The sequence below is a fragment of the Nocardioides sp. genome, assembly GCF_044226765.1.
In the GTDB taxonomy this organism is placed as follows: domain Bacteria; phylum Actinomycetota; class Actinomycetes; order Propionibacteriales; family Nocardioidaceae; genus Nocardioides.
In genome coordinates, this window is the sequence record NZ_JBGAGJ010000003.1 from 272,125 (window position 1) to 298,642 (window position 26,518).

Annotated in this window: 32 protein-coding genes; 16 read left to right on the forward strand and 16 right to left on the reverse strand. The window is 73.6% G+C overall.

What is annotated here, in order from left to right:
* Positions 1 to 10 precede the first annotated feature (10 nt).
* Genes aroA through ACILRH_RS08925 form a run of 3 tightly spaced genes read right to left on the reverse strand, consistent with a single transcriptional unit; the run spans position 11 to position 3,302 of the window.
* Complete coding sequence (gene aroA, locus ACILRH_RS08915) at positions 11 to 1,285, reverse strand: 3-phosphoshikimate 1-carboxyvinyltransferase (RefSeq protein WP_395692521.1); 1,275 nt, start codon at positions 1,283 to 1,285, stop codon at positions 11 to 13.
* A gap of 34 nt (positions 1,286 to 1,319) precedes the next feature.
* Positions 1,320 to 1,814 carry a DoxX family protein gene (locus ACILRH_RS08920; RefSeq protein ID WP_395692523.1) on the reverse strand — a complete coding sequence of 165 codons (495 nt, stop codon included), beginning with the start codon at positions 1,812 to 1,814 and terminating at the stop codon, positions 1,320 to 1,322.
* 9 nt (positions 1,815 to 1,823) lie between these two features.
* Positions 1,824 to 3,302 (reverse strand): sigma-70 family RNA polymerase sigma factor, encoded by a 1,479-nt coding sequence (locus ACILRH_RS08925; RefSeq protein WP_395692524.1) that lies wholly within the window; start codon positions 3,300 to 3,302, stop codon positions 1,824 to 1,826.
* Positions 3,303 to 3,438: 136 nt separating this feature from the next.
* On the opposite strand from ACILRH_RS08925, the gene ACILRH_RS08930 reads away from it, so the two are divergent.
* The 5 genes from ACILRH_RS08930 to rsrA all read left to right on the forward strand — a co-directional run bounded on the left by ACILRH_RS08930 (position 3,439) and on the right by rsrA (position 6,702).
* Positions 3,439 to 4,185 (forward strand): hypothetical protein, encoded by a 747-nt coding sequence (locus tag ACILRH_RS08930; RefSeq protein ID WP_395692526.1) that lies wholly within the window; start codon positions 3,439 to 3,441, stop codon positions 4,183 to 4,185.
* 123 nt (positions 4,186 to 4,308) lie between these two features.
* Complete coding sequence (locus ACILRH_RS08935; protein ID WP_395692527.1) at positions 4,309 to 5,073, forward strand: SOS response-associated peptidase; 765 nt, start codon at positions 4,309 to 4,311, stop codon at positions 5,071 to 5,073.
* Positions 5,070 to 5,720 (forward strand): alpha/beta family hydrolase, encoded by a 651-nt coding sequence (locus ACILRH_RS08940; protein ID WP_395692529.1) that lies wholly within the window; start codon positions 5,070 to 5,072, stop codon positions 5,718 to 5,720. The genes ACILRH_RS08935 and ACILRH_RS08940 overlap by 4 nt, the downstream gene beginning before the upstream one ends.
* A 62-nt stretch (positions 5,721 to 5,782) precedes the next feature.
* Positions 5,783 to 6,418, forward strand: a complete 636-nt coding sequence (locus tag ACILRH_RS08945) for a sigma-70 family RNA polymerase sigma factor (RefSeq protein WP_395692530.1) — start codon at positions 5,783 to 5,785, stop codon at positions 6,416 to 6,418.
* Positions 6,415 to 6,702, forward strand: a complete 288-nt coding sequence (gene rsrA / locus ACILRH_RS08950) for a mycothiol system anti-sigma-R factor (RefSeq protein ID WP_395692532.1) — start codon at positions 6,415 to 6,417, stop codon at positions 6,700 to 6,702. The genes ACILRH_RS08945 and rsrA overlap by 4 nt, the downstream gene beginning before the upstream one ends.
* Positions 6,703 to 6,771: 69 nt before the next feature.
* Here rsrA and ACILRH_RS08955 read toward each other — a convergent pair whose 3' ends face one another.
* The 5 genes from ACILRH_RS08955 to ACILRH_RS08975 all read right to left on the reverse strand — a co-directional run bounded on the left by ACILRH_RS08955 (position 6,772) and on the right by ACILRH_RS08975 (position 10,517).
* Entirely contained in the window at positions 6,772 to 6,846 is a 75-nt protein-coding gene (locus ACILRH_RS08955; protein WP_369759046.1) for a 50S ribosomal protein bL37, read from the reverse strand.
* Positions 6,847 to 7,134: 288 nt separating this feature from the next.
* On the reverse strand, positions 7,135 to 7,506 hold the full coding sequence (locus tag ACILRH_RS08960) for a thioesterase family protein (protein WP_395692533.1): 372 nt from the start codon (positions 7,504 to 7,506) through the stop codon (positions 7,135 to 7,137).
* 1 nt (position 7,507) lies between these two features.
* A complete protein-coding gene (locus ACILRH_RS08965; protein WP_395692535.1) occupies positions 7,508 to 8,008 on the reverse strand; it encodes a GNAT family N-acetyltransferase in 501 nt (166 codons plus the stop codon).
* Positions 8,001 to 9,656 (reverse strand): acetolactate synthase, encoded by a 1,656-nt coding sequence (locus ACILRH_RS08970; protein WP_395692537.1) that lies wholly within the window; start codon positions 9,654 to 9,656, stop codon positions 8,001 to 8,003. Before ACILRH_RS08970 ends, ACILRH_RS08965 begins: the two co-directional genes overlap by 8 nt.
* 9 nt (positions 9,657 to 9,665) lie before the next feature.
* On the reverse strand, positions 9,666 to 10,517 hold the full coding sequence (locus ACILRH_RS08975; protein ID WP_395692538.1) for a DUF2785 domain-containing protein: 852 nt from the start codon (positions 10,515 to 10,517) through the stop codon (positions 9,666 to 9,668).
* Positions 10,518 to 10,645: 128 nt separating this feature from the next.
* Here ACILRH_RS08975 and ACILRH_RS08980 point away from each other — a divergent pair, with 128 nt between their 5' ends.
* A complete protein-coding gene (locus ACILRH_RS08980; protein WP_395692539.1) occupies positions 10,646 to 12,121 on the forward strand; it encodes a sensor histidine kinase in 1,476 nt (491 codons plus the stop codon).
* Positions 12,122 to 12,143: 22 nt separating this feature from the next.
* Here ACILRH_RS08980 and ACILRH_RS08985 read toward each other — a convergent pair whose 3' ends face one another.
* The gene (locus ACILRH_RS08985; protein WP_395692541.1) at positions 12,144 to 12,395 is read right to left on the reverse strand and encodes a WhiB family transcriptional regulator; all 252 of its coding nucleotides are present in this window, start codon (positions 12,393 to 12,395) and stop codon (positions 12,144 to 12,146) included.
* A 237-nt stretch (positions 12,396 to 12,632) separates the two neighbouring features.
* Between ACILRH_RS08985 and ACILRH_RS08990 the strand changes: the two genes are divergently transcribed.
* Positions 12,633 to 13,040, forward strand: coding sequence for a hypothetical protein (locus tag ACILRH_RS08990; protein WP_395692542.1), 408 nt, complete (start codon positions 12,633 to 12,635; stop codon positions 13,038 to 13,040).
* Positions 13,041 to 13,047: 7 nt separating this feature from the next.
* Here ACILRH_RS08990 and ACILRH_RS08995 read toward each other — a convergent pair whose 3' ends face one another.
* The 3 genes from ACILRH_RS08995 to sodN form a co-directional block, all read right to left on the reverse strand.
* Positions 13,048 to 13,860: an RNA polymerase sigma factor SigF gene (locus tag ACILRH_RS08995; protein WP_395692544.1), complete on the reverse strand. Its 813-nt coding sequence runs from the start codon at positions 13,858 to 13,860 to the stop codon at positions 13,048 to 13,050.
* 14 nt (positions 13,861 to 13,874) lie between these two features.
* Positions 13,875 to 14,339 (reverse strand): anti-sigma factor, encoded by a 465-nt coding sequence (locus ACILRH_RS09000; protein ID WP_395692545.1) that lies wholly within the window; start codon positions 14,337 to 14,339, stop codon positions 13,875 to 13,877.
* Between the two features lie 823 nt (positions 14,340 to 15,162).
* Positions 15,163 to 15,564, reverse strand: coding sequence for a superoxide dismutase, Ni (gene sodN / locus ACILRH_RS09005; protein WP_395692547.1), 402 nt, complete (start codon positions 15,562 to 15,564; stop codon positions 15,163 to 15,165).
* Between the two features lie 139 nt (positions 15,565 to 15,703).
* Between sodN and ACILRH_RS09010 the strand changes: the two genes are divergently transcribed.
* The 4 genes from ACILRH_RS09010 to ACILRH_RS09025 all read left to right on the forward strand — a co-directional run bounded on the left by ACILRH_RS09010 (position 15,704) and on the right by ACILRH_RS09025 (position 18,975).
* A complete protein-coding gene (locus ACILRH_RS09010; protein ID WP_395692549.1) occupies positions 15,704 to 16,018 on the forward strand; it encodes a S24/S26 family peptidase in 315 nt (104 codons plus the stop codon).
* Between the two features lie 115 nt (positions 16,019 to 16,133).
* Positions 16,134 to 17,309 carry an NADP-dependent malic enzyme gene (locus tag ACILRH_RS09015; RefSeq protein ID WP_395692551.1) on the forward strand — a complete coding sequence of 392 codons (1,176 nt, stop codon included), beginning with the start codon at positions 16,134 to 16,136 and terminating at the stop codon, positions 17,307 to 17,309.
* Between the two features lie 20 nt (positions 17,310 to 17,329).
* Positions 17,330 to 18,298 carry a zinc-binding dehydrogenase gene (locus ACILRH_RS09020; protein WP_395692553.1) on the forward strand — a complete coding sequence of 323 codons (969 nt, stop codon included), beginning with the start codon at positions 17,330 to 17,332 and terminating at the stop codon, positions 18,296 to 18,298.
* A complete protein-coding gene (locus ACILRH_RS09025) occupies positions 18,295 to 18,975 on the forward strand; it encodes an SDR family oxidoreductase (RefSeq protein WP_395692554.1) in 681 nt (226 codons plus the stop codon). The genes ACILRH_RS09020 and ACILRH_RS09025 overlap by 4 nt, the downstream gene beginning before the upstream one ends.
* Before the next feature lie 64 nt (positions 18,976 to 19,039).
* On the opposite strand, the gene ACILRH_RS09030 is transcribed toward ACILRH_RS09025, so the two are convergent.
* Positions 19,040 to 19,678 (reverse strand): TetR family transcriptional regulator, encoded by a 639-nt coding sequence (locus tag ACILRH_RS09030; protein WP_395692556.1) that lies wholly within the window; start codon positions 19,676 to 19,678, stop codon positions 19,040 to 19,042.
* Positions 19,679 to 19,821: 143 nt separating this feature from the next.
* Between ACILRH_RS09030 and ACILRH_RS09035 the strand changes: the two genes are divergently transcribed.
* Genes ACILRH_RS09035 through ACILRH_RS09045 form a run of 3 tightly spaced genes read left to right on the forward strand, consistent with a single transcriptional unit; the run spans position 19,822 to position 22,212 of the window.
* Positions 19,822 to 20,898, forward strand: coding sequence for a ferredoxin reductase (locus tag ACILRH_RS09035; protein ID WP_395692558.1), 1,077 nt, complete (start codon positions 19,822 to 19,824; stop codon positions 20,896 to 20,898).
* A 10-nt stretch (positions 20,899 to 20,908) separates the two neighbouring features.
* A complete protein-coding gene (locus ACILRH_RS09040) occupies positions 20,909 to 21,988 on the forward strand; it encodes a fatty acid desaturase family protein (protein ID WP_395692560.1) in 1,080 nt (359 codons plus the stop codon).
* Positions 21,989 to 21,999: 11 nt separating this feature from the next.
* Positions 22,000 to 22,212 carry a hypothetical protein gene (locus ACILRH_RS09045; protein WP_395692562.1) on the forward strand — a complete coding sequence of 71 codons (213 nt, stop codon included), beginning with the start codon at positions 22,000 to 22,002 and terminating at the stop codon, positions 22,210 to 22,212.
* Positions 22,213 to 22,221: 9 nt separating this feature from the next.
* On the opposite strand, the gene ACILRH_RS09050 is transcribed toward ACILRH_RS09045, so the two are convergent.
* The 3 genes from ACILRH_RS09050 to ACILRH_RS09060 form a co-directional block, all read right to left on the reverse strand.
* Complete coding sequence (locus tag ACILRH_RS09050) at positions 22,222 to 22,389, reverse strand: hypothetical protein (RefSeq protein WP_395692564.1); 168 nt, start codon at positions 22,387 to 22,389, stop codon at positions 22,222 to 22,224.
* Between the two features lie 83 nt (positions 22,390 to 22,472).
* Positions 22,473 to 22,883 (reverse strand): MmcQ/YjbR family DNA-binding protein, encoded by a 411-nt coding sequence (locus tag ACILRH_RS09055; protein ID WP_395692565.1) that lies wholly within the window; start codon positions 22,881 to 22,883, stop codon positions 22,473 to 22,475.
* A gap of 11 nt (positions 22,884 to 22,894) precedes the next feature.
* A complete protein-coding gene (locus tag ACILRH_RS09060) occupies positions 22,895 to 23,551 on the reverse strand; it encodes an acetoacetate decarboxylase family protein (protein ID WP_395692567.1) in 657 nt (218 codons plus the stop codon).
* A gap of 64 nt (positions 23,552 to 23,615) precedes the next feature.
* Between ACILRH_RS09060 and ACILRH_RS09065 the strand changes: the two genes are divergently transcribed.
* A complete protein-coding gene (locus ACILRH_RS09065; RefSeq protein ID WP_395692569.1) occupies positions 23,616 to 25,889 on the forward strand; it encodes a sulfatase-like hydrolase/transferase in 2,274 nt (757 codons plus the stop codon).
* Positions 25,882 to 26,436, forward strand: coding sequence for a TetR family transcriptional regulator (locus tag ACILRH_RS09070; RefSeq protein ID WP_395692570.1), 555 nt, complete (start codon positions 25,882 to 25,884; stop codon positions 26,434 to 26,436). Before ACILRH_RS09065 ends, ACILRH_RS09070 begins: the two co-directional genes overlap by 8 nt.
* Positions 26,437 to 26,518: the final 82 nt, after the last annotated feature.

The window sequence follows — 26,518 nt, forward strand, 5'->3', positions numbered from 1 at the left end:
CCGCTCGTCCTCAGCCCGAGACCAGCCCGGCCCACAGGGCGGCGAACTCGGGGAAGGTCTTGCCGGTCGTCGCCACGTCCTCGACGAGGACGTCCTCGACGGCCGCGCCGAGGATCACGCCGGCGTGGGCCATCCGGTGGTCGGCGTAGGTGTGCCAGACACCGCCGTGGAGGGGAGCGGGCTCGATGTCGAGGCCGTCTGCGTGCTCGGTGACGATGCTGCCGAGCCCGGTGAGCTCGGTGGCCAGTGCCGCGAGGCGGTCGGTCTCGTGGCCGCGGATGTGGCCGATCCCGCGCAGGTGCGAGGGCGCCTCGGCCAGCGCGCAGAGGGCTGCGACGGCAGGGGTCAGCTCGCCCACGTCGTGCAGGTCGATGTCGATCCCCGCCAGCGTGCCGCTTCCGGTGACCCGCAGGCCCTCGTCGACGAACGCGACCTCGCAGCCCATCGTCGTCAGGATCTCGCGCAGCGCGTCGCCGGCCTGGGTGGTCTCACGCGGCCAGTCACGGACGGTGATGCTGCCGCCCGAGACGGCGGCGAGCGCCAGGAACGGCGCGGCGTTCGACAGGTCCGGCTCGATGACGCGGTCGACCGCGTGGACCGGTCCCGGCGCGACCCGCCACCGGTTCGCGTCGCCCCCCGGTGTCGGAGCGTCGACCTCGACGCCGTGCTCGCGCAGCATCGCGACCGTCATCTCCACGTGGGGCAGCGAGGGGACGGGCGGGCCGTCGTGGCGCAGGTCGACGCCCTCGTCGTAGCGCGCGCCGGCCAGCAGCAGGGCGGACACGAACTGCGACGACGCCGACGCGTCGACGACGACCGTGCCGCCGCGCACCGCGCCCGTGCCCCGGACGGCGAACGGCAGCGCGTCGCCCACCACGTCGACACCGAGCGTGCGCAGCGCCCCGAGGATCTCCCCGACCGGTCGCAGCCGCATGTGCGGGTCGCCGTCGAAGGAGACCGTCCCGGTGGACAGGCCGGCGACCGGAGGGACGAACCGCATCACGGTGCCGGCCAGCCCGCAGTCGACCGTCGCGTCCCCGGAGAGGGCCCCGGGGGTCACCGTCCACTCGCCGTCGGACGAGTCGTCGATGCCGGCGCCCAGGCCGCGCAGCGCCCCGACCATGAGCGTCGTGTCCCGGGACCGCAGCGGTCTGCGTACGACGCTGGGCCCGTCCGCCAGCGCGCCCAGCACGAGCGCCCGGTTGGTCAGCGACTTGCTGCCCGGCAGCGAGACGACCGCGTCCACGGGGTGGTGGGCGCGCGGTGCTGGCCAGGGCTCGGTCACGAGCCGACAGCCTAGAGCCCGCGCGGGTGGGGCGTCAGGACGCCACCTTCGCCTTGAGCAGCTTGGCCTCGCGACGCGCGTCCTTCGCCGCGTGCCGGGCCCGCCAGGCGACACCTGGCCGCCCCTCGGTGTCACCCGCGGCGATGATCAGGCCGCCCACGAGTGCGACGTTCTTGAAGAAGTGCAGCCGCTGCTGGGTGCGCGTCGCCTCGTCGTCGGACTCCCAGAACCGGTGACCGGCAGCGGTCGTCGGGACCAGGGAGGCGGCGAGCACGGCCGCCGAGAGCCGCGGCAGGCGGCCGGTGGCGAGCGCGAGGCCCGCGCCGATCTGGACACCGGCGTTGAGCTTGACCAGGGTCTCGGGGTCGCTCGGCAGTGGGATCCCGGCCTTCTGGGCCAGCGGCACCAGGCGCGAGGTCACGGGATCCGCCTTGCCGGCGGAGCCGGCGGTGTTCTTCAGCGCGGTCGTCGCTCCCACCACGAAGATCGACGCGAGCATCGGACGGGCGATGAGTCTGCTGACGGTCATGCCCTCCCTCTACCCGGTCGGGCGCGGGAGCAGTCCACCGGACGAGCCGCCGTCGGGCAGCGGCACCGTCACCTGGACCGGCGGCAGCGACGCCCCGCCGACCCCGGCGCCGACGCTGGCCGTCACCCCGCCGGGGCCCGCCCAGGCGGCGACGTCGACGTGCACCGGGGCGGGCGGCGACGGCTTCGGCGACGGAGCGGTCGGCTGCGGGGGGGACGGCTGTGCCGGCCCACCGTCCGAGGACGGGCCGCCCGAAGATCCGGCACCGGGTCCGGCACCGGGTCCGGCACCAGGTCCGGCACCAGGTCCGGCACCAGGTCCGGCCGGGCCGTCCGCGCCGGGCCCGGTCGCGGCGCCTGCCGCGGGGCCGCTCGGCGCCTGGACACCCGACCGGACCGGCGTACCCCGACCCGCGCCGGCGCGTCCCCCCGGGGCGCTCGCAGCGGCGGTCGGGGCGCCTGTCGGGGCACTCGTGGGGCGGGTGGCGGCGGGGGAGCCGCCCGGGACGTCGGCGGTCCGGGCGGGGACGTCGGTGGCGGTCGGCACGTCGGACCCGCGCTGCTGCACCCCGAGCACGACGGCAGCGGCGACGACGGCGGCCGCGGCCCCGGACACCGCGACGGTCGAGGCATGGGCGACCACGGCCTCCTTCGCGCGGTCCGCCAGCAGGACGAGCCCGCCCGCGAGCGTCGCCCCCCCGGCGTTGCCGGCGAGGTAGGCGGCGCCGGCGGCGCCGAGCAGCAGCGGCGCGAGCAGCGCCCCGAGGTGGGAGTTGACCTCGGTGAGCTCGAGGTAGATCGCCGCGCAGGCCCGGCACTCCTCGAGGTGCGAGATGACGCGGGCGGAGTCGCGCCGGGACAGCCCGCCGCGCACGTAGGCGCCGAGCGCCGCCCGGGTGCGTGCGCAGGCGTCGTCCTCGACGTCCTGGGCGTGCAGCGACAGGTAGGCCTGCCGCAGCCCCTCGCGGGCACGGTAGGCGAGCGCGGACACCGCGTTCGGCGTCATGCCCAGCAGGGTCGCGACCTCGGCGGGCCGCTGGCCCTCCACCTCGGTGTGCCACAGCACGGCCTGCCAGCGCTCGGGCAGCGAGGCCAGGGCGCGGGCGGCCGTCTCGCTCTCGAAGCCCTCGATCGCGGTGTCGCGGAACGGCACGCCGGGGTCGAACGGCGTGAGGTCGTCGGTCGTGCGCAGCCGCGCGGTGCTCCGGATCCGGTCCACGTGCAGGCGGCGCACGGCGGTGAGGAGGTAGGCCCGGAACGCGAGGTCGGGCCCGCCCCCGCGCTGCAGCACCTGGAGCACCTTCGCGAACGCCTCGGAGACCAGGTCGTCGGCGTCCCCGGCCGACACCAGCTGTCGGGCCAGCCGGCGGGCGGCGTCGACGTGCCGGGCGAACAGCTCGCCGTACGCGTCGGTGTCCCCGGCGCGCACGGCCGAGATCAGCTCGGCGTCGCTCGGAGGACCGTCGACGGTCACCAGGGTGGTCGGCATGACCGTCCAACGCGCGAGCGGGCCAAAGATCACGGTGGAGGCCCGGAAATATCTCCGGGTGACCTCGGCGAAGTCGCGTCATGGTCTCCGGTCCCGCCCGTTCCACCCTCGGCAGACCAACTGAGGGGGAGCCACCGTGGGGAAGTTCACGACGCACCGTCGACGTGGCGCCACGGCCGGCCCCGAGGCGGTGGGGGAGCTGTCCCCGAGGCTGCGAGCGGCGCTGCCGCCGCGCCTGGAGGCAGTTGGAGAGGCCCTCGCCTCGGGGTCGGGCACGACCGGCGCGTGCGAGGTCGCGGGGGGCGACCTCGCTCGTGACGGCCGGTCGCTCGCCGAGGCGCTCACCGCCCTCGCCGCCACCAGCCGGCTGGTGCGCGGGACCCCGCCCGACCACGCCGACACCGTCGCCCTGGCGGTCGCCTGGAGCGACGTGATGCTCGGCTACGTCCACGACCTCGCCTGCGACGACCCGCTGACCGGGCTCGCCAGCCAGGCCCACCTCCGCAGCCGGATCGCGGAGATCTACCGCGCGGGTCGCCACAGCGGTACGCCGGCGGCGGACTCGCACGCGCTCGTGGTCGTCTCCGGCCCCACGGCACCGGGGTCCGCCGAGGGCGGTGACGACGCCCTGACCCGGGCGCTGCGGGTCGCCCGCGTCGGCGACACCGCCCGCACGGTGTTCGCCGGCGCGGAGACCATCGGGCGCGTGGGACCCGCCCGGGTGGTCGTGCTCGCCGAGCGCGACGACCGGATCGCTCGCCGCGCCGGCCTGCTGCGCCGGATGCTCTCCGCCGGCCCGACCGTCGCCCGGGTCTGGATCGAGGGGCTCCCCGAGACCGACGACGGGGCCGGTCGGCTCCTCGACGAGCTCGCCCGCGCCTAGCGTCACCCTTGCCCCGGTGGGGTTTCGACGCGCCGTTGCGTCCTCGCAAGCTCGGCCGCAGGCTTGCTCAACCTCCCGCCCCACGCCGTGCACTCCTCCGTCGTGCCCGGCTAGGGTCGTGACATGTGCGGCCGGTACGCGTCGAGCAGGCGACCCGAGGACCTCGTCGAGGAGTTCGACATCGCCGACGTGCGGATCCCCGAGCCGCTGGCCGCCGACTACAACGTCGCGCCGACCAAGGAGGTCTACGCGGTCGTCGAGCGGCCGCCCAGCCGGGAGAGCGAGGAGCCGCCGGAGCGGCAGCTGCGGGTGGTCACCTGGGGCCTGGTGCCGTCCTGGGCGAAGGACCCCTCCATCGGCAACCGGATGATCAACGCCCGGATGGAGACCGTCGCCGAGAAGCCGGCGTACAAGCGGGCGTTCGCCAAGCGGCGCTGCCTGCTGCCGGCCGACGGGTACTTCGAGTGGTATCCGACGCAGGAGCTGACGGTGAAGGGGAAGCCGCGCAAGCAGCCCTTCTTCATCCGGCCGCGCGACCACGGGATCCTCGCCATGGCCGGTCTCTACGAGATCTGGCGCGACCCCACCAAGGCCGACGACGACCCGGATCGGTTCCGCTGGACCTGCACGGTGATCACCACCGACGCCGAGGACGCCGTCGGTCACATCCACGACCGGATGCCGCTGATGGTCGAGCGTGACCGCTGGGCGTCCTGGCTCGACCCGCGCCAGCCGCCGGACCACCTGCTCGAGCTGCTCGTCCCGGCCGCGCCCGGGACGCTGGAGGCCTACCCGGTCTCCACGCTGGTCAGCAACGTCCGCAACAACGGCCCCGAGCTGCTCGAGCCGCTGCCGCTGGCCGACGTCCCCGAGGGGGTGACGCCATGACCTCGACCGAGCGTCGCATCGAGACCCCGCACGGCGAGGCCCGGCTGGTCACCGACCGGGCCCGGCACCCGTTCGCGACGCTGCTGCTCAGCCACGGTGCGGGGGTCGGCATCGACACCGCGGACCTCGAGGCGCTCGCCCGCGACCTGCCGCGCAACGGCGTCACGGTGGTGCGCCTCGAGCAGCCCTGGCGGGTGGCCGGGCGCAAGGTCGCCACCGCCCCACCGACCCTCGACGACGGGCTCACGGCCGCGGCCAACCAGCTGCGCGTGCGCACCCCGCTGGTGGTGGGCGGCCGGTCGGCCGGCGCCCGCTCCGCCGCGCGGTGCGCCCGCTCCCTCGGCGCGAGCGGCTGCCTGGCACTGGCCTTCCCCCTGCACCCACCGGGCCGCCCGGAGCGGTCGCGGCTCGCCGAGCTCGAGGGCGCGGGCGTGCCGACCCTGGTCGTGCAGGGGGAGCGCGACACGATGGGCCGGCCGGACGAGTTCCCGGCCGACGTCGACCTCGCGGTGGTCCCCGGGGCCGACCACTCCTTCCGGGTGCCGCGGTCCGGCGAGCTCAGCCAGGAGGAGGCGCTGGGCATCATCGTGGAGTCGACCCTTGAGTGGGTGACCCGCGAGGTCGCCGGGAATGACCGCACCGGCTGAGGCGTTCCTCCCGCATGCTCGCCGTGCTCGAACGCCCCGCCGCGGGGCTAGTCTGGGAGACGATGACAGATCCCGTTGAGACGACCCCGGAGGTCGTCGACCTCGACACCGAGACCGAAGCCGAGCGGTCGGCACGCTTCGAGCGTGACGCGCTGCCGTTCCTGGACCAGCTCTACTCCGCCGCGATGCGGATGACGCGCAACCCGGCCGATGCCGAGGACCTCGTGCAGGAGACGTTCGCGAAGGCGTACTCCTCGTTCCACCAGTTCAAGCCGGGCACGAACCTCAAGGCCTGGCTCTACCGCATCCTCACCAACACGTTCATCAACTCCTACCGCAAGAAGCAGCGCCAGCCGCAGCAGTCGATGTCCGAGGACGTCGAGGACTGGCAGCTGCACCGGGCCGAGTCGCACTCGTCCAGCGGTCTGCGGTCGGCGGAGATGGAGGCGCTCGAGCACCTGCCGGACTCCCAGGTCAAGGACGCCCTGCAGCGGCTGCCCGAGGAGTTCCGGCTCGCCGTCTACCTCGCCGACGTCGAGGGCTTCGCCTACAAGGAGATCGCCGAGATCATGGAGACCCCGATCGGCACCGTCATGTCCCGGCTGCACCGGGGCCGGCGCCAGCTGCGCGACATGCTCTCGGACTACGTGCGCGACAACGACCTCCTCACGGTCGGCCGGGACGGGGGTGCGTCGTGACCCACGATCATCACTCCCACGCCGGGCCGGAGCCCAGCGCCCAGGACTGCGCCGACTTCCTTGAGCGGATCGTCTACTTCATCGACAACGAGCTCGACGAGGCCGACTGCAGCGAGGTCCAGGTGCACCTGGACACCTGCAACCCCTGCCTGGCCAAGTACGACCTCCAGCGCACGGTGAAGTCCGTCGTCGCCCGGTCGTGCCACGAGGCCGCCCCCGACGAGCTGCGTCAGCGGGTGCTCTTCCAGATCCGCCAGGTGCAGGTCGAGATCCGCGAGGGCTGAGCCCCGTAACGCGAGAACCCCCGGACCGCTGGTCCGGGGGTTCTGCTGTTCCTGCTGGAGCAGGAGCGCTCAGGCGTTGGGGCGCTTGCCGTGGTTCGCGCCCTTCTTCTTCCGAGCGCGGCGCTTGCGGCCGGTCTTGCCCATGGTGTTCCTCCTGATCGGACGTGGTCGGCCCGTTCAGGGGCCAACGACCAGTCTCTCAAATGCCCGGCCGAGGGCGAAATCTCCGAGCCGATCGGACCGAGCCGGCGAGGGCCGGTCGACCCGGCGAGGAGGTCGAGGGCGTCGGCGGTGGTGCGCGCAGCGACCCGCTGCGACGTGTCTCGGAACCGCGCCTGGGCGTTCAATTGTGCGCTCTCGAGCGCCTGGGGGACCCGCAACCGGTGCGTGATCGTTCAATTGCGCGGGAACGACCGGGCGGCAGGGGGAGCGTCACAGTCGCGACAGGAACCGCTCGGCGTCCACGACCACGCGGGTGATCTCGCCGGTGCCGACGACCCTGCCGGGGGAGCTGCCGCCGACGTGGCGGGCGGCGACGGTGAAGCGGTGCAGCCGGCCGTCGACGTACGACGCGGAGGCGGTGACCTCGACCTCCTGCCCGACCGGGCTGGCGGCGAGGTGCTCGAGGTCGACCCGGGTGCCGACGCTGGTCGAGCCCTCGGGGAGGGTGGGCTCGAGGGCGGCGCACGTGGCGGCCTCGCACCACGCCAGCAGCCGGGGCGTGCCGAGCACGGGCAGGCTGCCGGAGCCGACGGCGGCGGCCGTGTCGGCGTCGGTCACGGTGAAGGTCAGCGCGGACTCCACCTCACAGCTCCTTCACGAAGGCGATCAGGTGCACTCCCGGCATCGGCGACCAGTCGCGCTCGGGGGCGCGCCGGAAGCCGTGCCGCTCGTAGACCCGGTGGGCGGCGGTCATCTCGGCCAGGCTGGAGAGCACCACGCCCGTGAACCCGAGGGCTCGGAAGCGGTCCAGCGCGTGCGCGGTCAGCGTCTCCCCGACCCCCTGCCGCCGGGCCGCGGGCGACACGGCGAGCATCCGGAACTCGCCCTCGTCGTCGGTGCTGATCTCGCGCCACGGCGATCCGGGCAGCGCGATCGTCACCGTCCCCAGCACCTCGCCGGCGCGCTCGGCGACCCACAGCTCGGCCTCGCGGTCGCGCCGGGCGGCGTCTCGCAGCAGCGCGACGTAGTGGTCGTCGGGGCCGGTGGTGAACTCCGCGTACGCCGCCACGGTGACGTCGCCGACCGCGTCCAGGTCCTCCGGACGAGCTCGCCGGACCAGCAGCCCGGGAGCGGGGTCAGACACCGAAGCTGTTCCGTGGGTAGGTCGCGTCGACGTCGGTGATGACGTTGACCAGGTAGGGCACGCCCGAGGCGAAGGCCCGGTCGAGCGCCGGGCCGACCTGACGCGGGTCGGTCACGGTCTCACCGGCGCCGCCCAGGGCGCGCACCACCTCGTCGTACGCCGTGCGGGGCGCGAGGTCGGCGATGACGTCGTAGCCGTAGAGCATCTGCATGGGCCCCTTCTCCAGGCCCCAGGCGGAGTTGTTGCCCATCACCATGACCACCGGCAGGCCGTGGCGCACCAGCGTGTCGACGTCCATCAGCGAGAAGCCGGCGGCGCCGTCGCCGAGCAGCAGCACGACCTGGGCGGACGGGCGGGCCAGCCGCGCGGCGATCGCGGCACCGAGACCGGCACCCAGGCAGCCGTAGGGGCCGGGGTCGAGCCAGCAGCCGGGCCGCTTCGGCTCCACGAACTTGCCGGCGAAGCTGACGAAGTCGCCGCCGTCGCCGATGACGACCGCGTCGTCGGCCAGGCGGGGCACCAGCTCGCCGTAGATGCGGGCCGGGTGGATCGGGTCCGCCTCGGCGCCCAGCAGCGCCGCGTCCCGCTCCTGGGCGGCCGCCACGGCCGCCTGCAGGTCGGCGACCCACGACGAGCGGTCCGCGCGGCTCCCGGCGCCCTCGAGGGAGGTGAGCAGCCCGTCGAAGACGCTGGTCAGGTCGCCTGACACCGAGCCGGCGAGGGCGGCGTGCCCGGAGACCTGTCCGGGGGAGTCCGCCACGTGCACGACCTGGGCGGGGTCGGCGCCGTCGCGTCCCCCGAAGACGCCGTAGTTGAGACGGAAGTCCAGCGGCGTGCCGACGACCACGACCAGGTCGGCGTTGCCCAGGGCGTGGCTGCGCGCCTTGGTCACCAGCAGCGGGTGGCCCCCGGGGACGACGCCGCGGCCCATGCCGTTGGTGATCGCGGGCACGCCGGTCGCCTCGACGAAGCGCAGCGCGGCCTCCTCGGCACGGTCGGCCCACACGTCGGTGCCGAGGATCAGCACCGGCCGGGCGGCGCGGGCGAGGAGGCCGGCGACCGTGGCGAGCGCGTCGGGGTCCGGCTCGGCGCCGCGCGGCACGCTCACCGTGGCGAGGGTGCCGGCACCGGTGTTGAACAGCTCGTCCATCGCGACGTCGACGAAGACCGGGCCGCGGTGGGAGGAGCCGGCCGTCACGAACGCCTCGTCCATGCCCGCCACGACGTCGGCCGCGGTCGGGATCGTGCGGGCCAGCTTGGACACGGGGGCGAAGATCGGCGGCTGGTCGAGCTCCTGGAGGGCGCCGGTGCCCCACCGGCCCTGCGGGGCGCGACCGCCCACGACGACCATCGGCGACCCGGCGAACTGCGCCTGGGCGACGGCGCTCAGGCCGTTGGTCACGCCCGGCCCGGCCGTGAGCACGGCGAGGCCCGGGGTCCGGGTCAGCTTGCCGGTCGCCTCCGCGGCGAACGCGGCGGTCTGCTCGTGCCGCACGTCGAGCAGCCGGAGCGGGCTGGCGGCCTTGACCGCGCCGTCGTACAGCGGGAAGACGTGGGCGCCGGAGAGGGTGAACATCGTCTCGACCCCGTGCGCCTGGGCGACGGCGACCGCGAGCTCGCCGGCGTGGCCGTTCAGTTCCGTGGACATGGTCGGATGTTACTCATCCGTAGCAGCGAGGAACGCCGAGTTCGTCGCTTTCAGCGCGTCGACGACGACCAGCAGCAGGTCCGACCGCACCTGCGGTGGCCGTCCGCCCATCGCGAGCTGGAAGTAGAGGGCGCGCAGGAACGACTCGGCGTTGCCGCCGAGCAGGTACGGGTCGCGACCGTCGTACGACGACCGGGTGCCCGCCGACGCGGCGAGCCGGCGCACCCAGGGCTCGAGCACCCGCAGCGGCACCACGTTGCGGCGCAGCACGTTCATGGTGGCGAACGCCAACCGGTCCGGCTCGCCGCTGGTGAACAGGCGGTCGACCGGCAGCAGCACCCGGTCCGCGATCACGTCGAGGACGACAGTCAGCTCGGGCTGGGCCAGGTGCGGCGACTGCGCGAGCACGGCCAGGGTGTCCGCGCCGTGCGCGACCGCGTGCGCCCACCCCCGGGCCGGCACGAACGCGCGCAGGTCGCGCTCGCGCAGCAGCCAGGTCGCGACCCGGTCGCCCCACTCGAGGATCTTGCCGCTGGCCAGCAGCGGGCGGGCGTTGTCGCGGGCGATGCACTCGCCGAGCACCAGCGCGGAGAAGCTGCGGCGGAACACCGTGTCGGTGCCGGTCTCGCCGAGCCCCACCTGCAGGCCCACCGCCATCCCGTCGCCCAGTCCGCCCAGCAGGTCGTCGTAGACGCCGCGGTCGATCCAGGTGGTCAGCGTCGGGTAGGCGATGCCGTCGCGCAGCGCCGGGTCCGGGTCCCCCAGCATCCGGGTGAGCTCGGCGGTGAGGTCGTCGAGGGGACGGTCCTGGGGGACCGCCAGCCCGGTTGCGTGCACCTGTTGCCAGTACGACCCGGACATGGCAGCCATCTTGGCAGAGGTGGTCCAGACATCCGCAAGTCGTCCGCCCGGTCCGCGGTGGAGCCGTGGCGGGTCCCACACCGACGGGCGCACGGTCCGGCCGTTCGGACACGCCCTAGCCTGGACACGTGCCGTCACTCACCGAGCTGGTGCGCAGCCACACCGACCTCGACGACGAGGACGTCGCGTGGCTGCAGCTGCTCCAGGCGGACTGGCAGATCATCGCCGACCTGTCCTTCGCCGACCTGGTCCTCTGGCTCCCGGACCGGGAGGGCAAGGGCTTCTGGGCGGCCGGGCAGATGCGGCCGACGACCGGGCCGACGGCGTACGTCGACGACGTGATCGGCACCTTCGTGCCGGCCGGGCGCCGCCCGCTGATCGACGCGGCCTACCTGCAGGGCCGGCTCGTGCGCGAGGGCGATCCCGAGTGGCGCGACGACGTGCCGGTCCGGGTGGAGACGATCCCGGTGCGCCGGGGCGGCCGGGTCATCGCGGTGGTCGCGCGGAACACGAACCTGCTCGGGGTGCGCACCCCGAGCAGGCTGGAGCTGTCCTACCTGCAGGCCGCCGCGGACCTGACCCAGATGATCGCGCACGGGTTCTTCCCCGCCCCGGGCCAGCGCAGCGACCACGCCGACACCCCACGGGTGGGCGACGGGTTCCTGCGGGTCGACGCCGCCGGCCGCGTCGTCTACGCCAGCCCGAATGCCCTGTCGGTCTTCCGCCGGCTGGGCCTCTCCGGGGACCTGACCGGCCTGCCGCTGGCCGACACCACGCGCCGGCTGGTGCCGCCGCGGCGCCGTCCCGACGAGGAGACCCTCAGCGCCGTGCTGGGCGGCCGCGCGCACCGGGACACCGAGATCGGCACCGACGGGGTGTCGCTGATCGTGCGGTCGATCCCGCTGCGGCCGCGCGGGGACCACATCGGGGCGCTGGTGCTGGTGCGCGACGTCACCGACCTGCGCCGCCGCGACCGGGAGCTGGTGACCAAGGACGCGACGATCCGCGAGATCCACCACCGGGTGAAGAACAACCTGCAGACGGTCGCGGCGCTGCTGCGCCTGCAAGCGCGCCGGATGGACTCCGAGGCCGCCCGGCTCGCGCTCGAGGAGGCGGTGCGACGGGTGGGCTCGATCGCCATCGTCCACGAGACGCTGAGCCAGGCCGTGGGCGAGCGGGTGGACTTCGACGAGATCCTCGACCCGCTCGCCCGGATGGTCACCGAGGTGAGTGCGGTCGGAGCCCGGGTGCGGGTCCGGCGCGAGGGGAGCGTCGGCGTGCTCCCCTCGGAGTCGGCCACGGCGCTGGCCATGGTGCTCACCGAGGTGCTGCAGAACGCCGTCGAGCACGGCTACGACGCCGAGCTCGCGGAGGGTGCCGGTGAGATCGTCATCACCGCGCGCCGGCTCGTCGGCCGACTCCACCTGACCGTCGACGACGACGGTCGGGGCCTGCCCGCGGGCTTCGACCTCGACGGGTCGACCAACCTCGGGCTGTCGATCGTGCGGACGCTCGTGGAGTCCGAGCTCGGCGGTCAGCTCACGCTCGGACCGCGGCCGCACGGGCCGGGCACGCGGGCGGAGATCGACGTGCCGGTGGAGTGAGCGCCTGCCTCGGCAGCCAGTCTCAAGCGCTGCGGACGCGGGACCGGGCGCTGCGGCGCTTCAGGGCGCGGCGCTCGTCCTCGCTCAGGCCGCCCCACACGCCGTGGTCCTGCCCCGCCTCGAGCGCCCACGCGAGGCACTGCTCGCGCACCTCGCAGCGCCGGCACACCTGCTTGGCCTCCTCGATCTGGAGGATGGCCGGACCGGTGTTGCCGATCGGGAAGAACAGCTCCGGGTCCTCGTCGAGGCAGGCGGAGCGGTGGCGCCAATCCATGGCTGGGGGAACCCTCTTTCCTCAAAGCTCGCGTGCAGGTCAGGGACGACAAGACCTGCGGTGCCGCTCGGTGCCTGGGGCACGACGACGTGAACGCGTTCACGAGCGCACCGCACCAGGGTGGCAACTCTTGGACCGTTAAACAACCCCTTCGGCCGGTTTTGCACCGTCACCGGCGTCACATTCGTCCCCGGGGTACCCATCGGCCCCCCACGCACGCGCCCTAGGCTCGGACCCGTGAGCACCCACCGGCCGACCGTCCCGCCACCCCTGGTGGTGGCCGCCTCGCTGGTGGCCGTCGAGGGCCTGGTCCTGGTCGGGTACGCGGTGCTCGAGCTGGTCAGCACCTCCGGGGACCGGGTCGCGCTGGGCGTGACCACCGCGCTGTTCTTCGCGGCGTACGGCGTCCTGCTGCTCGCCGCCGCCTGGGCGGTCAGCCACGGCCGCTCCTGGGCCCGCAGCCCGATCGTGCTCGCCCAGCTGATCCAGCTCGGCGTCGCCTGGGGCTTCCGCGGCGGGGACACGACCGTCGTCGCCGTGGTGCTGGCGCTGGTCGCGGCGGTGGTGCTCGTCGGCCTGCTGGCCCCGGTCAGCGTCGCGGCGCTGGCCGAGCACGACCAGGACCGGGGCCCGGACGCCTCGTAGGAGCGCCCTACTGCGACTCCTCCTCCAGCGAGGTGCGCAGCTGCTCGAGGGTGCGGTTGAGCAGGCGGGAGACGTGCATCTGGGAGACGCCGATCTCCTCGGCGATCTGCGACTGGGTCATGTTCTTGAAGAACCGCAGCAGCAGGATCTTCTTCTCCCGCGGCGCGAGCCGGTCGAGCAGCGGCTTGATCGACTCGCGGATCTCGACGTGCTCGAGCCCCTCGTCGTCGACGCCGATCGCGTCGAGCATCGTGGCCGCGCCGTCGTCGTGGTCGTCGCTGGCGTCGAGCGAGAGCGTCGAGTAGGCGTTGCTGGACTCGATGCCCTCGACGATCTCCTCGACCGAGACGCCGATGGCCTCGGCGAGCTCGCGCGGGGTCGGTGACCTGCCCAGGGACTGGGTGAGCTCGGCGGTCGCGGAGCCGATCTGCATGCGCAGCTCCTGCAGCCGGCGCGGGACGCGGATGGCCCAGCCCTTGTCGCGGAAGTAGCGCTTGATCTCGCCGATGATCGTCGGGGTGGCGTAGGTGGAGAACTCGACGCCACGCTCGGCGTCGAACCGGTCGACGGACTTGATCAGGCCGATGGTGCCGACCTGGACGAGGTCCTCGAGGGGCTCACCGCGGTTGCGGAACCGCCGGGCGCAGTGCTCCACCAGGGGCAGGTGCAGGTGCACCAGGGCGTCGCGTGCCTCGTCGCGCTCGGCGGCCGAGGAGTCCTCGTCGCGCAGCACGACGAAGAGCTCCGCGCTGCGGCGGCGGGTGACGTCGACGCCGGACGGGGCGTCGTCCGGGTCCTCCCAGCCGGTCTCGGCGGCCACGTCAGCTCCCGATCTCAGGATGGCCCCGACTCCATGGTGAGGGTGATGACGAACGTGCCGTCGATGTTCTCGGCGGTCGCGTGGGTCGCCAGCGTGGTCAGCACCTGCCAGGCGAAGCTGTCGAGGTCGGGGGTGACCGCGTGGTCGACGTCGACGCCGACGCTGACCGTGAGGGCCGCGTGGGTCATGAAGAAGTGGCAGGTCAGGTCGGAGCCCGGGGCGGCCTCGGGCAGCACCATCGCGCTGGCCTCGCCGACGGCGATCCGCAGGTCCTCGATGTCGTCGATCGGGAAGTCCAGCCGCGCCGCCAGGCCGGCCGTCGTGGTCCGCAGCACCGAGGCGAACGCGCTGTCGGCGGGGAGCCGCAGCTCGACGTCCGCCCTCCTCGTGGGCCGTCCCGGGGTCACGTCCGTGCCTGCGCCGATCGATGCCATGTCGCCGTCCTCGCCGTGGTCGGGGCTGCTGTCCTGGTCGGGCACAGCCCCCGGGCCTCGAACAGTAGCGGGGACCGGCCTCCGGGTGTCGTACCCGGCGGTCGGTCCCCGCTAAACGGCGCTCGGCCGGCGGTGGGAGTGCTCGACCCCAGCTCGACCCCCGGGACACCGGGGGCGGAGAGCCGTCGCGAGCTCGGCCTCACCTTCGACCTCCGCTGGGTGCACCAGGGGTCGCGGCCCCGCCGCCCGTCGTTCTTCGGCTCTAGCAACCAGCCCCCGCGGTCTGCGGCCTCCGCTCGTGGTCGAACAACGTGATCCGAGTCGCTTACCCACCGGTCACCGGCGCTGCCTGGCTAGCGTCTCGCTGTCGCCTCGGCAGTCACCCACAACCCTCGACTCCGGGGCGCCACCATGTCCCGCACCCGCTGTGGTGCTCCCTGACGCGGGACAGCAAGCTGCCCGGCCCGTGGTCTCCCAGCCGCGGGCCGGGTGTGGTGGGTCTCCCTGGTCGAGCAGCGTGTGGGGTGGATCACTTACCGGTCAGTCACCAGCCCGCCGTCCCTACCGTGGGCGAGCTGACCGAGGTCCGAGCGTGGGGGCGAGGACCGCTGTCAGTGCGCGCGACCATTCCTCGACCTCCGATCAGTGGTGGCTGCGTGCGCCCGGCCTCGGGACCCGCTCTTCGTCGTTCGCGTCGTGGGGCCGGGCGACCACCTCTCCTCAGGGCGCCCTTGGGTGGCGAGGGTGGCGAGGGCCGGACCCCGACGTGCCGGACGCCGCCCCGCTCCGCGGAGCCCGTTCGGGGCTCCGTGCGGACCGAGGCGGCGTCCGATGCGCTGGTGCGCAGGTCAGCGGGGACTGACCGTGCTCAGGCCTTCTTGGTCTCCCAGAAGATCTCGGCGATCTCGTCGATCTTGGCGAGCAGCTCGTCGGCCTTCGCGGCGTCGAGCTCGCCCTTGGTGCCCGAGGCGCCGGCGAGCTTGGTGGCCTCGTTGACCAGCGTGTGGAGCTGGGGGTACTTCTCGAAGTGCGGCGGCTTGAAGTAGTCGGTCCACAGCACCCACAGGTGGTGCTTGACCAGCTCGGAGCGCTGCTCCTTGATCAGGATCGCGCGGGTGCGGAAGTCGGGGTCGTCGTTGTCGGCGACCTTGGCGATGATCGCCTTGATCGACTCGGCCTCGATCCGGGCCTGGGCGGGGTCGTAGACACCGCAGGGAAGGTCGCAGTGGGCGGACACCTCGAGGGTGGGTGCGAACAGTCGCGCGGACATGCGGGTCCTCTCGTCTTCGGGCTGTGGTCTGCCCCGGAGGGCGTCGGCTGCGACACTACTCCGCGTGCCGCACCCCGGACGAGGTACCCGTTCCACCCCTGGAGACACCCGGCCCCGCGGCCCGCGGTGGGGGTTCGCGGTGGTCCGCGGACGGTCCATGGAGCCGACGCTGCGCGAGGGTGACCGGCTGCTGGTGTCCTACCGGCGTCCGGTGCGGCTCGGGGTGGTCGTGGTCGCCCGGTTCGCCGACGGGACGGTCGCGGTCAAGCGGGCCGCCGGTCGGCGTACGACGCGCACCGGTGCGCCTGCCTGGTGGCTGACCAGCGACGACCCGGCGGCCGGCGTCGACTCCCGGCACCGCGGCCCCGTGGCCGACGCGGACGTGATCGCGGTCACCGTGGGTCGCGTCTGGCCGCGACCGCGCCTGCTCCGGGCGGCGGATGTGCCAGACTGACGGCAGGGAGAACCCCGAGGTACGACGGTTCCGCGCACCACCCCTCGCGCGTCGAGCCCCGTGAGCCTCACCCACTCACCCGTCTCGAGTCACGCCCGCGTTGGAAAGCCCGCCGATGTCTGCTCCCCACCCGCACGCCGGAGACCCCGTCTTCGACCTCCACGTCGGCGGCAAGATGGCCGTCGCCTCGACCGTGCCGCTCGCCGGCCGCGACGACCTCTCGCTCGCCTACACCCCGGGCGTCGCCCGCGTCTGCGAGGCGATCGCGGCGGACCCGTCGCTCACCCAGCACTACACCTGGGTGCCCAACACCGTCGCGGTCGTCTCCGACGGCACCGCGGTGCTCGGGCTCGGTGACATCGGGCCCGCCGCCGCGATGCCGGTGATGGAGGGCAAGGCGGTGTTGTTCAAGCAGTTCGGGGGTGTGGACGCCGTGCCGGTCTGCCTGGACACCACCGACGTCGAGGAGATCATCGAGACCGTCGCCCGGCTGGCGCCGAGCTTCGGTGGCATCAACCTCGAGGACATCTCGGCGCCGCGGTGCTTCGAGATCGAGGACCGGCTCAAGGAGCGCCTCGACATCCCGGTCTTCCACGACGACCAGCACGGCACCGCGGTCGTCGCGCTCGCGGCTCTCTGGAACGCGCTCACGCTCACCGGTCGGGACGCGGCCACCACCCGGGTGGTGATCTCGGGCGCGGGCGCGGCCGGTGTCGCGATCGCCAAGATCCTGCTCGAGGCCGGCATCAAGGACCTCGCGGTCACCGACCGCAAGGGCGTCGTGCACTCCGGGCGCCACGACCTCACCCCGGTCAAGCGAGAGCTGGCCGAGATGACGGCCGACAAGACCGGGCGCACCGGGAGCCTCGCCGACGCGCTCGACGGCGCCGACGTCTACCTCGGCGTCTCCGGCGGCACCGTCCCAGAGGAGGACGTCGCGCGGATGGCGGCGGACGCGATCATCTTCGCGATGGCCAACCCGAACCCCGAGGTGCACCCCGAGGTCGCCCACCGGCACGCTCGGGTCGTGGCGACCGGGCGGTCGGACTTCCCCAACCAGATCAACAACGTGCTCGCCTTCCCGGGGATCTTCCGGGGCGCGTTCGACGCCCATGCCCGTGCGATCACCGAGGGCATGAAGCTCGCCGCCGCGCAGGCGATCGCCGGCCTGGTCGGCGACGACCTCGCCGAGGACCTGGTCATCCCCTCGCCGTTCGACCCCCGTGTGGGGCCCGCGGTCGCGGCCGCTGTGGCGGACGCCGCACGCCGTGACGGTGTAGCGCGCCGGTAGTCGCCGGGTACGTTCGGGGAATGCTCGCCGTCTACGCCGACCGCTTCTCGAAGGACGACCCGCTCGCCGCCCTGCAGGTGGGGGAGCGGCCCGAGCCGGAGGTGCCGGACGGGTGGACGACCGTCACGGTCAAGGCCGCGTCGCTCAACCACCACGACCTCTTCTCGTTGCGCGGGGTCGGACTGCGTGAGGAGGCGCTGCCGATGATCCTCGGCTGCGACGCCGCGGGCCTCGACGAGGACGGCAACGAGGTCGTCGTGCACGCGGTGATCAGCGACCCGGCCTGGAGCGGCGACGAGACCTTCGACCCGCGGCGCTCGCTGCTCTCCGAGCGGCACCAGGGCACCTTCGCCGACCGGGTCGCCGTCCCGCGCGCGAACGTCGTGCCCAAGCCCTCCTCGCTGTCCTTCGAGGAGGCCGCGTGCCTGCCGACGGCCTGGCTCACGGCGTACCGGATGCTCTTCACCCGAGGTGAGCTGAGAGCCGGCGAGACCGTGCTGGTCCAGGGCGCCGGGGGTGGTGTCGCCACCGCCGCCATCATGCTGGCCCGGGCGGCCGGCCTGCGGGTGCTGGCGACCAGCCGGGACGAGGCGAAGCGGCAGCGGGCGCTCGAGATCGGCGCGCACGAGGTCTTCGAGTCCGGCGCCCGGCTGCCGGTCAAGGTCGACGCCGTCATGGAGACCGTCGGTCGCGCCACCTGGTCCCACTCGGTCCGCTCGCTGCGGCCGGGCGGCCGCCTCGTCACCTCCGGCACCACGTCCGGTCCGAACCTGGACGACGCGGAGCTCACCCGGATCTTCTTCCTCCAGCTCAGCGTCGTCGGCTCGACGATGGGCACCCGGTCCGAGCTCGCGTCGCTGGTGACCATGCTCGACGCGACCGGCGTCCGGCCGCTGATCGACCGGGTGCTGCCGATGACCGAGGCACGCGACGGCTTCGCCGCCATGCTGGAGGGCGAGCAGTTCGGCAAGATCGTGTTCACCCGGTGACGCACCGCGCGACCCACCTGGTCACCGGCGCCGGCTCGGGCATCGGCGCCGTCCTCGCCCGCCGGCTGCTGGACCGCGGCGACGAGGTGGTGCTGCTGGCGCGGTCGGCGGAGCGTGCCGCCGAGCTGCGCACGACGTACGACGGTGCGACGGTGCTGGTCGCCGACCTGGCCGGGCCGGAGTCGATGGAGTCCCTCGCCCTGCCCGACCGGCTCGACTCGGTCGTGCACGCCGCCGGTGTCGTCCGGCTGGGGCCGGTGGCGGACCTGACCGTCGACGACTGGGCCGGCCAGCTGCGCGTGAACCTGGTCGCCCCGGCCGCCCTGACCCGGGTCGCGCTGCCCGCCCTCCGCGCAGCCCGGGGCACGGTCGTGCTCGTCAACTCGGGTGCGGGCCTCTTCGCGCACCCGGGCTGGTCGGCGTACGCCGCCTCCAAGCACGGTCTCCGCGCGCTCGCCGACGCCCTGCGTGCCGAGGAGCCGGACCTGCGGGTCACCTCGGTCTACCCCGGCCGCACGGCGACGCCGATGCAGGAGGAGGTGCACCGCCAGGAGGGCAAGGAGTACGACCCCGGCCAGTGGATCCGCCCGGAGACCGTCGCCGACGCGATCCTGCACGTGCTCGACCTGCCGCGCGACGCCACGATCAGCGACCTGACCGTGCGTCCGGGGGGATAGTCCCTGACGATCGAGTGGTCAGGACGGCCCGTCGACCACTCGATCGTCAGGGACTATCCCGATGTCATGGCTTCGAGCGCCAGTTGAGCGCCCCGACGAGCACCATCCGCAGCTGGGTCCGGGCCTGCTCGACCAGCTGCTTCTCGACGTCGGGGCGGTCGGCGGCCCCGAGGATCGACTCGGCGGTCGCGACCATCGCGGTGACCATCAGGTTGGCGAGCACCCGCAGGTCCTCGGCCGACCAGACGTCCGTGCCGGGCAGGCGGGACAGGTCGGCGGCGAGGTCGCGCTCGATCAGCTCGATCTGCTGACCGACGGCCTCGCGCACGCGAGGCGGGCCGGCGGCGCGCTCGCGCGCGATGAAGAGGAAGTGCGCTCGCTGCTGGTGGACGTGGTCGACGAGCACCGTGACCGACCGGTCCACGATCTCGGCCAGCGTCGGCTCCCCGCGACGGATGTCGCGGATCATCGTGCGCAGCGAGGCGAACGACTCGTCGACCAGCGCCAGGCCGAGGGCGTCGATGGAGTCGAAGTGGCGGTAGAAGGCCGTCGGCACGATGCCGACCTGCTTGGCCACCTGGCGCAGCGACACCGCTGCGAGGGTCGACTCGTCGGAGAGCTCGAGCGCGGCGTCGAGGATGGCCCGCCGGGTGCGCTCCTTGCGCTCCGCCCGGCGCAGCGGTGCTCCGGTCGTCTCGGCCATGCGCTCCAGGCTAGACGGCGCACGAGGCGTGGTGCGCGTCACCGCGGCGCGACCTTGACCGTACCGCCGGTATCCCCGCACACTTTCAGTGAACGTATGTACACCGAAACTCCGTCCACCCACCCCACGGGAAGGAGCCGGACATGCCGACGATGCAGCGGGTGCTGCGGTCCCGCGCCCTGGCGGCCCTCACCTCGCCCCACGGCGTGGACCGCTACCTCGAGCAGCTGAACCCGATGTGGGCCGCCCACGAGGTGCGCGCCCGCATCGTCTCGGTCCACCGCGAGGTCGACGTCCCCGGCCATCCGTCGGTCGCGACGATCACCCTCCAGCCCACGGCGACCTGGCGGGGACACCGCGCCGGCCAGCACGTCCAACTCGGCGTCGAGGTCGACGGCGCCCGCCGCACGACGCGGGTGTTCTCGGTCGCCAGCCCCGAATCGGGACCCGGTGACCGGTTCGCGGTCACCCTGCGCGCCAACCCCGAAGGAGTCGTCAGCCGGTTCCTCGTCGAGCGGGCGCAGCCCGGCACGGTGGTGCATCTGTCGCAGGCCGCGGGCGACTTCGTCCTCCCGGACCTCGTGCCCGAGCGCCTGCTGCTGATCAGCGGCGGGTCCGGCATCACCCCGGTGATGTCGATGCTGCGCTCGTTGCACCGCCGCACGCACCGCGGCCGGATCACGTTCCTGCACTACGCGCAGAGCCCGGACCACCAGATCTTCGCGGCGGAGCTCGACGAGATCCGCCGGTCCGGCCACGGCACCGACGTGCACCTGCTGCACCCCGAGCTCGGCGACCCGAACCTGTCGCCGGCGTACCTCGAGCGGCTCGTGCCCGGCCACCGCGACGTGCTCACCTACGCGTGCGGGCCGGCGCCGCTGGTCGAGGCCGTGCAGGCGGCGTACGCCGGGGCGGAGTCGCTGCGCGTCGAGTACTTCCGCCCGCCGCGGCCCGCGTCGGGCACCGCCGGCGGCGAGGTGACGTTCGGGCGGTCCGGGCTGACCTCGGCCAACGCCGGCACCACGCTGCTCGAGCAGGCCGAGGCGCTCGGCCTGCGGCCCGCGTCCGGCTGCCGGATGGGCATCTGCAGGTCCTGCACCAGCCGCAAGTCCGAGGGCACCGTCCGCAACGTCGTCACGGGCGTCGAGTCCGCGCTGCCCGACGAGGACATCCAGATCTGTGTCAACGCCCCCGTCGGCGACTGCGTCGTCGACCTCTGAGGAGGACACCATGAAGCTCACCCCAGAACAGCTCGAGGCGTTCGGCGAGGAGCTCGACGCCGTCCGCCGCCGCATCCTCGACGACCTCGGCGAGGACGACGCGGCGTACATCCGCACGGTCGTGCGGGCGAAGAACGGCCTCGAGGTCGCGGGCCGCCTGCTCTTCTACCTGCCGCCCGCCTGGCCGCTCGCGGTCGCGACGCTCTCGGTCGCCAAGATCCTCGACAACATGGAGATCGGCCACAACGTCATGCACGGGCAGTACGACTGGATGGGCGACCCCGCCCTCAGCTCGCGGATGTACGAGTGGGACAACGTCTGCCCGTCCGAGCAGTGGAAGCACAGCCACAACTACCTCCACCACACGTACACGAACATCCTCGGGAAGGACCGGGACATCGGCTACGGGATCCTGCGGATGGACGAGGACCAGCCGTGGCATCCCTACTACCTCGGCAACCCGCTCTATGCGTTCTTGTTGATGGTCTTCTTCGAGTGGGGGGTGGCGATGCACGACCTCGAGGTCGAGAACATCGTCGCCGGCCGCCGGAAGATGTCGGACAACAGGGCGCTCCACGCCGGGATCATGCGCAAGGTCAGGCGGCAGGCGCTCAAGGACTACGTGCTCTTCCCGGCGCTCACCGGGCCGCTGTTCCCGCTCACCCTGGCCGGCAACGCGACCGCCAACCTGGTCCGCAACGTCTGGGCGTTCAACATCATCTTCTGCGGCCACTTCCCGGCCGGCGTCGCGACGTTCAGCCAGGAGGAGTGCGAGGACGAGACGCGCGGCCAGTGGTACCTGCGCCAGCTCCTCGGCTCGGCGAACATCACCGGTGGGCGCCTCTTCCACGTGATGACCGGCAACCTCTCGCACCAGATCGAGCATCACCTCTTCCCCGACCTCCCGGCGCGGCGCTACCCCGAGATCGCGGACAAGGTCCGTGAGATCTGCGCGCGCTACGGCCTGGAGTACAACACCGGTCCGCTTCGCCGTCAGCTGGGCAGCGTGGCCCGCAAGATCGTGCGGCTCGCGCTCCCGCCGCGCCCGCGTGGCGAGGGGCACGTTGTGGCGGAGCCGGTCGCGGCCTGAGGATGGACGCCATGAAGGACCACCTCAGTCGTGCCGAGATCCGCAAGGACGCCGTGCAGGACGCCGTGCAGGCCGCGGCCGGGATGGTCGGTCAGGTGGCCACGATCGTCACCGGCGCCGTCCGGGACGTCGCCGGCGCCGTCGGCGGCTTCGCCACCGAGATCTTCGAGATCCGCGACTCCGCCCGGAAGGCGGCCGCCGAGCACGCGATCGACGGGGACTGAGCAGCCGGATCAGAGCGGACCGGCGGGACCGAACGGGTTGTCGTAGTTCTCGACGTCGCCCTGGGTCCGGCTGCGCACTGACTGGACCTGGCCGTCCACGATCCCGCGCCGGCGCGGCCAGAACGCCCACAGGCCGACAGCCACCACGGCGATCCCGACGACGATCCAGACGATCATGGTGCCTCCCGAGTGGCCTGAAGGGCGACCTTATCGCGTGGGGTCACCCGCGGGGCGACGCTGCAGCTTCCTGCAGTCGCGGGTCACCCGCGCCCGTCCAGGGCTCGCACGAGCTTCAGCGGGGCCCGCAGGCGGTAGGACTCGGTCACCAGCTCGGTGACCTCGGTCCAGTCGGTCGTCTCGTCGAGCACCATCCCGACCACGCTCGGTGACCAGGGTGGCTTGTAGAACGGGGCGCCGGCGTGGGTCAGGGCGAGCAGCTCGTCACCGGCCGCGTGGAAGGTGAGGACCGTGCGGACGGCCGCGTCGCCGGTGAGGTCGCGGTAGGACGACTCGTAGCCGGGCTGGGCCACCATCACGTGGGCGAAGGTCTGCTGGCGCACCCGCCAGCGGACGCCGGTCCACGCGTCCTCCTCCCGGGTCTCGGGCAGGCCGAGGGCGATCGCGCCGAGACGGCGTACGACGTCGGCGTCCGGCTCGATGCGCGTCGGCACCGGGGTCCCGGTCAGCCGAAGGACATCCGGAAGTCGGCCTGGCGGAAGGACGCCAGCTGCCGGGCCCCGCGCAGCCACCCCAGGGGGCCGTCGGCGGCGAAGTCCCACCGGCCGCGGCACGGCAGCGCCTTTGAGGAGCCCCGGAGGACGGCGGTGCGCTCCTCGCCACCGGTGTCGTCGATGCCGGGCTGCCAGGTGCTGCCCGTGAAGGGGATCCGCAGCATCGCGCGGGAGACGTCGGTGAAGCTCGCCGAGGCGATCGGCCGGCGTCCGAGCGAGGCCGTCCAGTCGGTCGTGGAGAGCGGACCCCGGTGCGCGGTGTCGAGCTCGAAGTCGCACAGTCCCTTCGGGATCGCCCAGAGCTCGCGGCCGCCGGCGACGGAGGCGGGGGAGTCGACCCAGATGTCGGTGATGCTCACCCGCCGGCCGCGGCCACCGGGGACCGGGACCGGCCGAGCGACCAGCAGCTCGGAGTAGGTGAGCGGCGATCCGGGCTCGTAGCTGACGAACGCGGCACCGTAGATCCCGGCCGGTCGCAGGTCGTCGACCGCGTGGCCGAGCTTGAAGAGGGAGAGCCAGAGCTGCCCGACCATCTGCCAGGGGGCGGGCGGGTAGTCGGTCCTGGCGGGCCCGGCCTCGGGCGGGGTGTGGGTGGTGGGCTCCGTCATGGGTCGCATCCTGCCGCACCGCGAGCCGGGGACAAACTGTCAGTGGACTGACAGAATGGCCGCCGTGCAGACCCAGCGCCTCACCACCCGCGTCGCCACCTCCGAACCCCGGTTCGTGCCCTACCCGAGCCCCGGCCCGGACGCCCCGAACGTCCTGGTCGTCGTCCTCGACGACGTCGGGTTCGCCCAGCTCGGCTGCTTCGGCGCCGGTTTCGACACCCCGAACATCGACCGGCTCGCGGCGCAGGGGCTGCGGTACAACCGCTTCCACGTGACGGCGGTCTGCTCGGCCACCCGGGCCGCGCTGCTGACCGGCCGCAACCACCACGCGGTCGGGATGGGCGTCACCCAGGAGGCCGCGCTCGGCTTTCCGGGCTACCACGGCCGGATCCCGCGCAGCGCGGCGTCGGTGGCCCGGGTGCTGCGCGACCACGGCTACAACACGATGGCGGTCGGCAAGTGGCACCTGACCCCGCAGGGCGAGTACTCCGCGGCCGGCCCGTTCGAGCGCTGGCCGCTGGGCCTCGGGTTCGAGCGCTACTACGGCTTCCTGGGCGCCGAGACCAACCAGTGGGCACCCGAGCTCGTCCGCGACAACACCCAGGTCGAGCCACCGCGCACGCACGAGGAGGGCTACCACCTCACCGAGGACCTGGTCGACCAGGCGATCCGCATGATCACCGACCAGCAGCAGGCCGACGCCCGCAAGCCGTTCTTCTGCTACCTCGGCACCGGCGCCGCCCACGCTCCGCACCAGGTCGCCGAGGAGTGGGTGGCGCCGTACCGGGGGCAGTTCGACGACGGCTGGGAGGCCTGGCGGCAGCGGGCGTTCGACCGGCAGGTCGCCGAGGGCGTGGTCCCACCGGGGACGGTGCTCACCGGGCGGCCGTCCTGGGTGCCGGCCTGGGAGACCCTCTCCACCGACGAGCGACGTCTCTTCGCCCGCTACATGGAGGTGTTCGCCGGCTTCGTGACCCACACCGACCACCACCTCGGCCGGCTCTTCGACAGCCTCGACTCCCTGGGGATCGCGGACGACACGCTGGTGATGGTGCTGTCCGACAACGGGGCGAGCGCGGAGGGCGGGCCGACCGGCACGCTCAACGAGGCGGCTGCCTGGCTCGGTCTCGGGGAGGACGTGGGCACCGCGCTGGAGCACATCGACGACATCGGTGGGCCCGACGCCAACAACCACTACCCGTGGGGCTGGGCCTGGGCCGGCAACGCCCCGCTGCGGCTCTGGAAGCGCTACGCCTGGCTCGGCGGGGTGCGCACCCCGCTCGTCGTGCGCTGGGGTGACCGGATCGCCACCCCGGGCGCCGTCCGCTCGCAGTTCTGCCACGCGGTCGACGTCTACGCGACCATCCTCGACGCGGCGGGCGTCGACCTGCCCGAGACCGTCGACGGCGTCTCGCAGCAGCCGGTGGACGGGGCCTCGATGATCTCGACCTTCGACGACCCGGACGCGCCCGAGCACCGGACGCTGCAGTACTTCGAGATGATGGGCTCGCGGGGCATCTACCACGACGGCTGGAAGGCCGTGACCGACCACGTCGCCAACCAGTTCGGCGAGCGCGAGCACGTGGTCGGCAGCCACGACTTCGACACCGACCGCTGGTCGCTGTTCCACCTCGACGAGGACTTCTCGGAGTCGACCGACCTCGCCGACGAGCACCCGGACCTGGTCCGACGCCTCGAGGGGCTCTGGTGGGCCGAGGCGGGCCGCAACCAGGTGCTGCCGCTCTTCGAGTTCCCGGGGTCGATGGCGCACATGCACCCCGGCGAGCACCCCCCGCCCGAGGGGGCGACCTACCGGCCCGGCGGAGCGCCCGTCCCCGTCCCGCAGCAACCGACGTCCCTGGGGGGCTTCGAGCTGACGGCGTACCTCGACGTGCCCGAGGGCGGCGCCGAGGGAGTGGTGGCGGCGCTGGGCGACCGGCACGGCGGGTGGGCCTGCTACCTGCTCGAGGGCCGGCCGGTCGCGACGTTCGCGCTGCTCGACGGTCCCGTGCGGGTCGCGGCGGTGGACCCGGTGCCGGCGGGGGAGCACGTCCTGGGGCTGCGCTACGAGCCCGGTGCCGGCGCGCGGGTGGTGCTCAGCGTGGACGGGTCCGACGTCGCAGCCGCACCGCTCCCGGGACTGGTGTTCTTCCCGAACCTGACCACCGCCGGGGCGGGTCTGCTGGTCGGTCGCGACCGTGGCATCGCCGTGAGCCCGGACTACCGCCCGCCGTTCGCCTTCACCGGCACCCTCGACCGGGTCGAGGTCCGCAGCGGCGACCCGGCGGCCCGGCCCGACCGGGCCACCCAGGTGCAGGCGGCCGTGGCCGGTGACTGACGCCCCGGTCGGGCGGCGCGAGCGGCGCAAGGCCGACACCCGGCGCGCGCTGGAGGACGCCGCCCTGCGCCGCTTCGCGCGCGACGGGTACGACGCCACCTCGGTCGAGGCTGTCGCGGCCGACGCCGGGGTGTCGGCGCGCACCTTCTTCCGCTACTTCGCGACCAAGGACGAGGTGCTCGACATGGGCCGCGCCGAGCGGCAGGCCGCGCTGCGGGAGGCGGTGGCCACGACGCCGGGCTCGGGGCTCCCCGTGGTCGCCGTCGCGGTCGGGGTGCTCGCCCGTGGCTTCGCCGACGACCGGGAGCGGGTGGCGCTGCGCCAGCGCGCGGTCGCGACCTCGCCGGTGCTGCGGGGCGGGCTGCTCGACACCTTCGCCTCGTGGGAGCACGCCCTCGCCACCGCGCTCGCGGCACGTGACGAGGACGGTGCCGAGGTCCTGGCCGCCGTCGGCATCGCGGTCTTCCGGACCTCCGTGGCCGCCTGGGTGCGCGACGGCGGCGACCTGCCGGCGCGGGTGCGCGCCGGCTTCGCGGCGCTGGGGTGAGGTCGACCCGCCGCGACGGCCCCTGGGTCTCGACACGCCGGTCGCGACCTCGTCCCTCGGTCGCGCGGCTCGCTCGACCACC

Bases quoted from the DNA above. Each gene is read 5' to 3' on its own strand.
- ACILRH_RS08975 (WP_395692538.1), bottom strand. From the start codon at position 10,517: ATGTCCGGGTCGTACTGGCAACAGGTGCACGCAACCGGGCTGGCGGTC.
- ACILRH_RS09030 (WP_395692556.1), bottom strand. From the start codon at position 19,678: ATGGCCGAGACGACCGGAGCACCGCTGCGCCGGGCGGAGCGCAAGGAG.
- ACILRH_RS09035 (WP_395692558.1), top strand. From the start codon at position 19,822: ATGCCGACGATGCAGCGGGTGCTGCGGTCCCGCGCCCTGGCGGCCCTC.
- sodN (WP_395692547.1), bottom strand. From the start codon at position 15,564: ATGTCCGCGCGACTGTTCGCACCCACCCTCGAGGTGTCCGCCCACTGC.
- ACILRH_RS09020 (WP_395692553.1), top strand. From the start codon at position 17,330: ATGCTCGCCGTCTACGCCGACCGCTTCTCGAAGGACGACCCGCTCGCC.
- ACILRH_RS08920 (WP_395692523.1), bottom strand. From the start codon at position 1,814: ATGACCGTCAGCAGACTCATCGCCCGTCCGATGCTCGCGTCGATCTTC.
- ACILRH_RS08940 (WP_395692529.1), top strand. From the start codon at position 5,070: ATGACCTCGACCGAGCGTCGCATCGAGACCCCGCACGGCGAGGCCCGG.
- ACILRH_RS08970 (WP_395692537.1), bottom strand. From the start codon at position 9,656: ATGTCCACGGAACTGAACGGCCACGCCGGCGAGCTCGCGGTCGCCGTC.
- ACILRH_RS08925 (WP_395692524.1), bottom strand. From the start codon at position 3,302: ATGCCGACCACCCTGGTGACCGTCGACGGTCCTCCGAGCGACGCCGAG.
- ACILRH_RS09040 (WP_395692560.1), top strand. From the start codon at position 20,909: ATGAAGCTCACCCCAGAACAGCTCGAGGCGTTCGGCGAGGAGCTCGAC.
- ACILRH_RS09050 (WP_395692564.1), bottom strand. From the start codon at position 22,389: ATGATCGTCTGGATCGTCGTCGGGATCGCCGTGGTGGCTGTCGGCCTG.
- ACILRH_RS09045 (WP_395692562.1), top strand. From the start codon at position 22,000: ATGAAGGACCACCTCAGTCGTGCCGAGATCCGCAAGGACGCCGTGCAG.
- ACILRH_RS08985 (WP_395692541.1), bottom strand. From the start codon at position 12,395: ATGGATTGGCGCCACCGCTCCGCCTGCCTCGACGAGGACCCGGAGCTG.
- ACILRH_RS08935 (WP_395692527.1), top strand. From the start codon at position 4,309: ATGTGCGGCCGGTACGCGTCGAGCAGGCGACCCGAGGACCTCGTCGAG.
- ACILRH_RS08945 (WP_395692530.1), top strand. From the start codon at position 5,783: ATGACAGATCCCGTTGAGACGACCCCGGAGGTCGTCGACCTCGACACC.
- ACILRH_RS09060 (WP_395692567.1), bottom strand. From the start codon at position 23,551: ATGACGGAGCCCACCACCCACACCCCGCCCGAGGCCGGGCCCGCCAGG.
- ACILRH_RS09015 (WP_395692551.1), top strand. From the start codon at position 16,134: ATGTCTGCTCCCCACCCGCACGCCGGAGACCCCGTCTTCGACCTCCAC.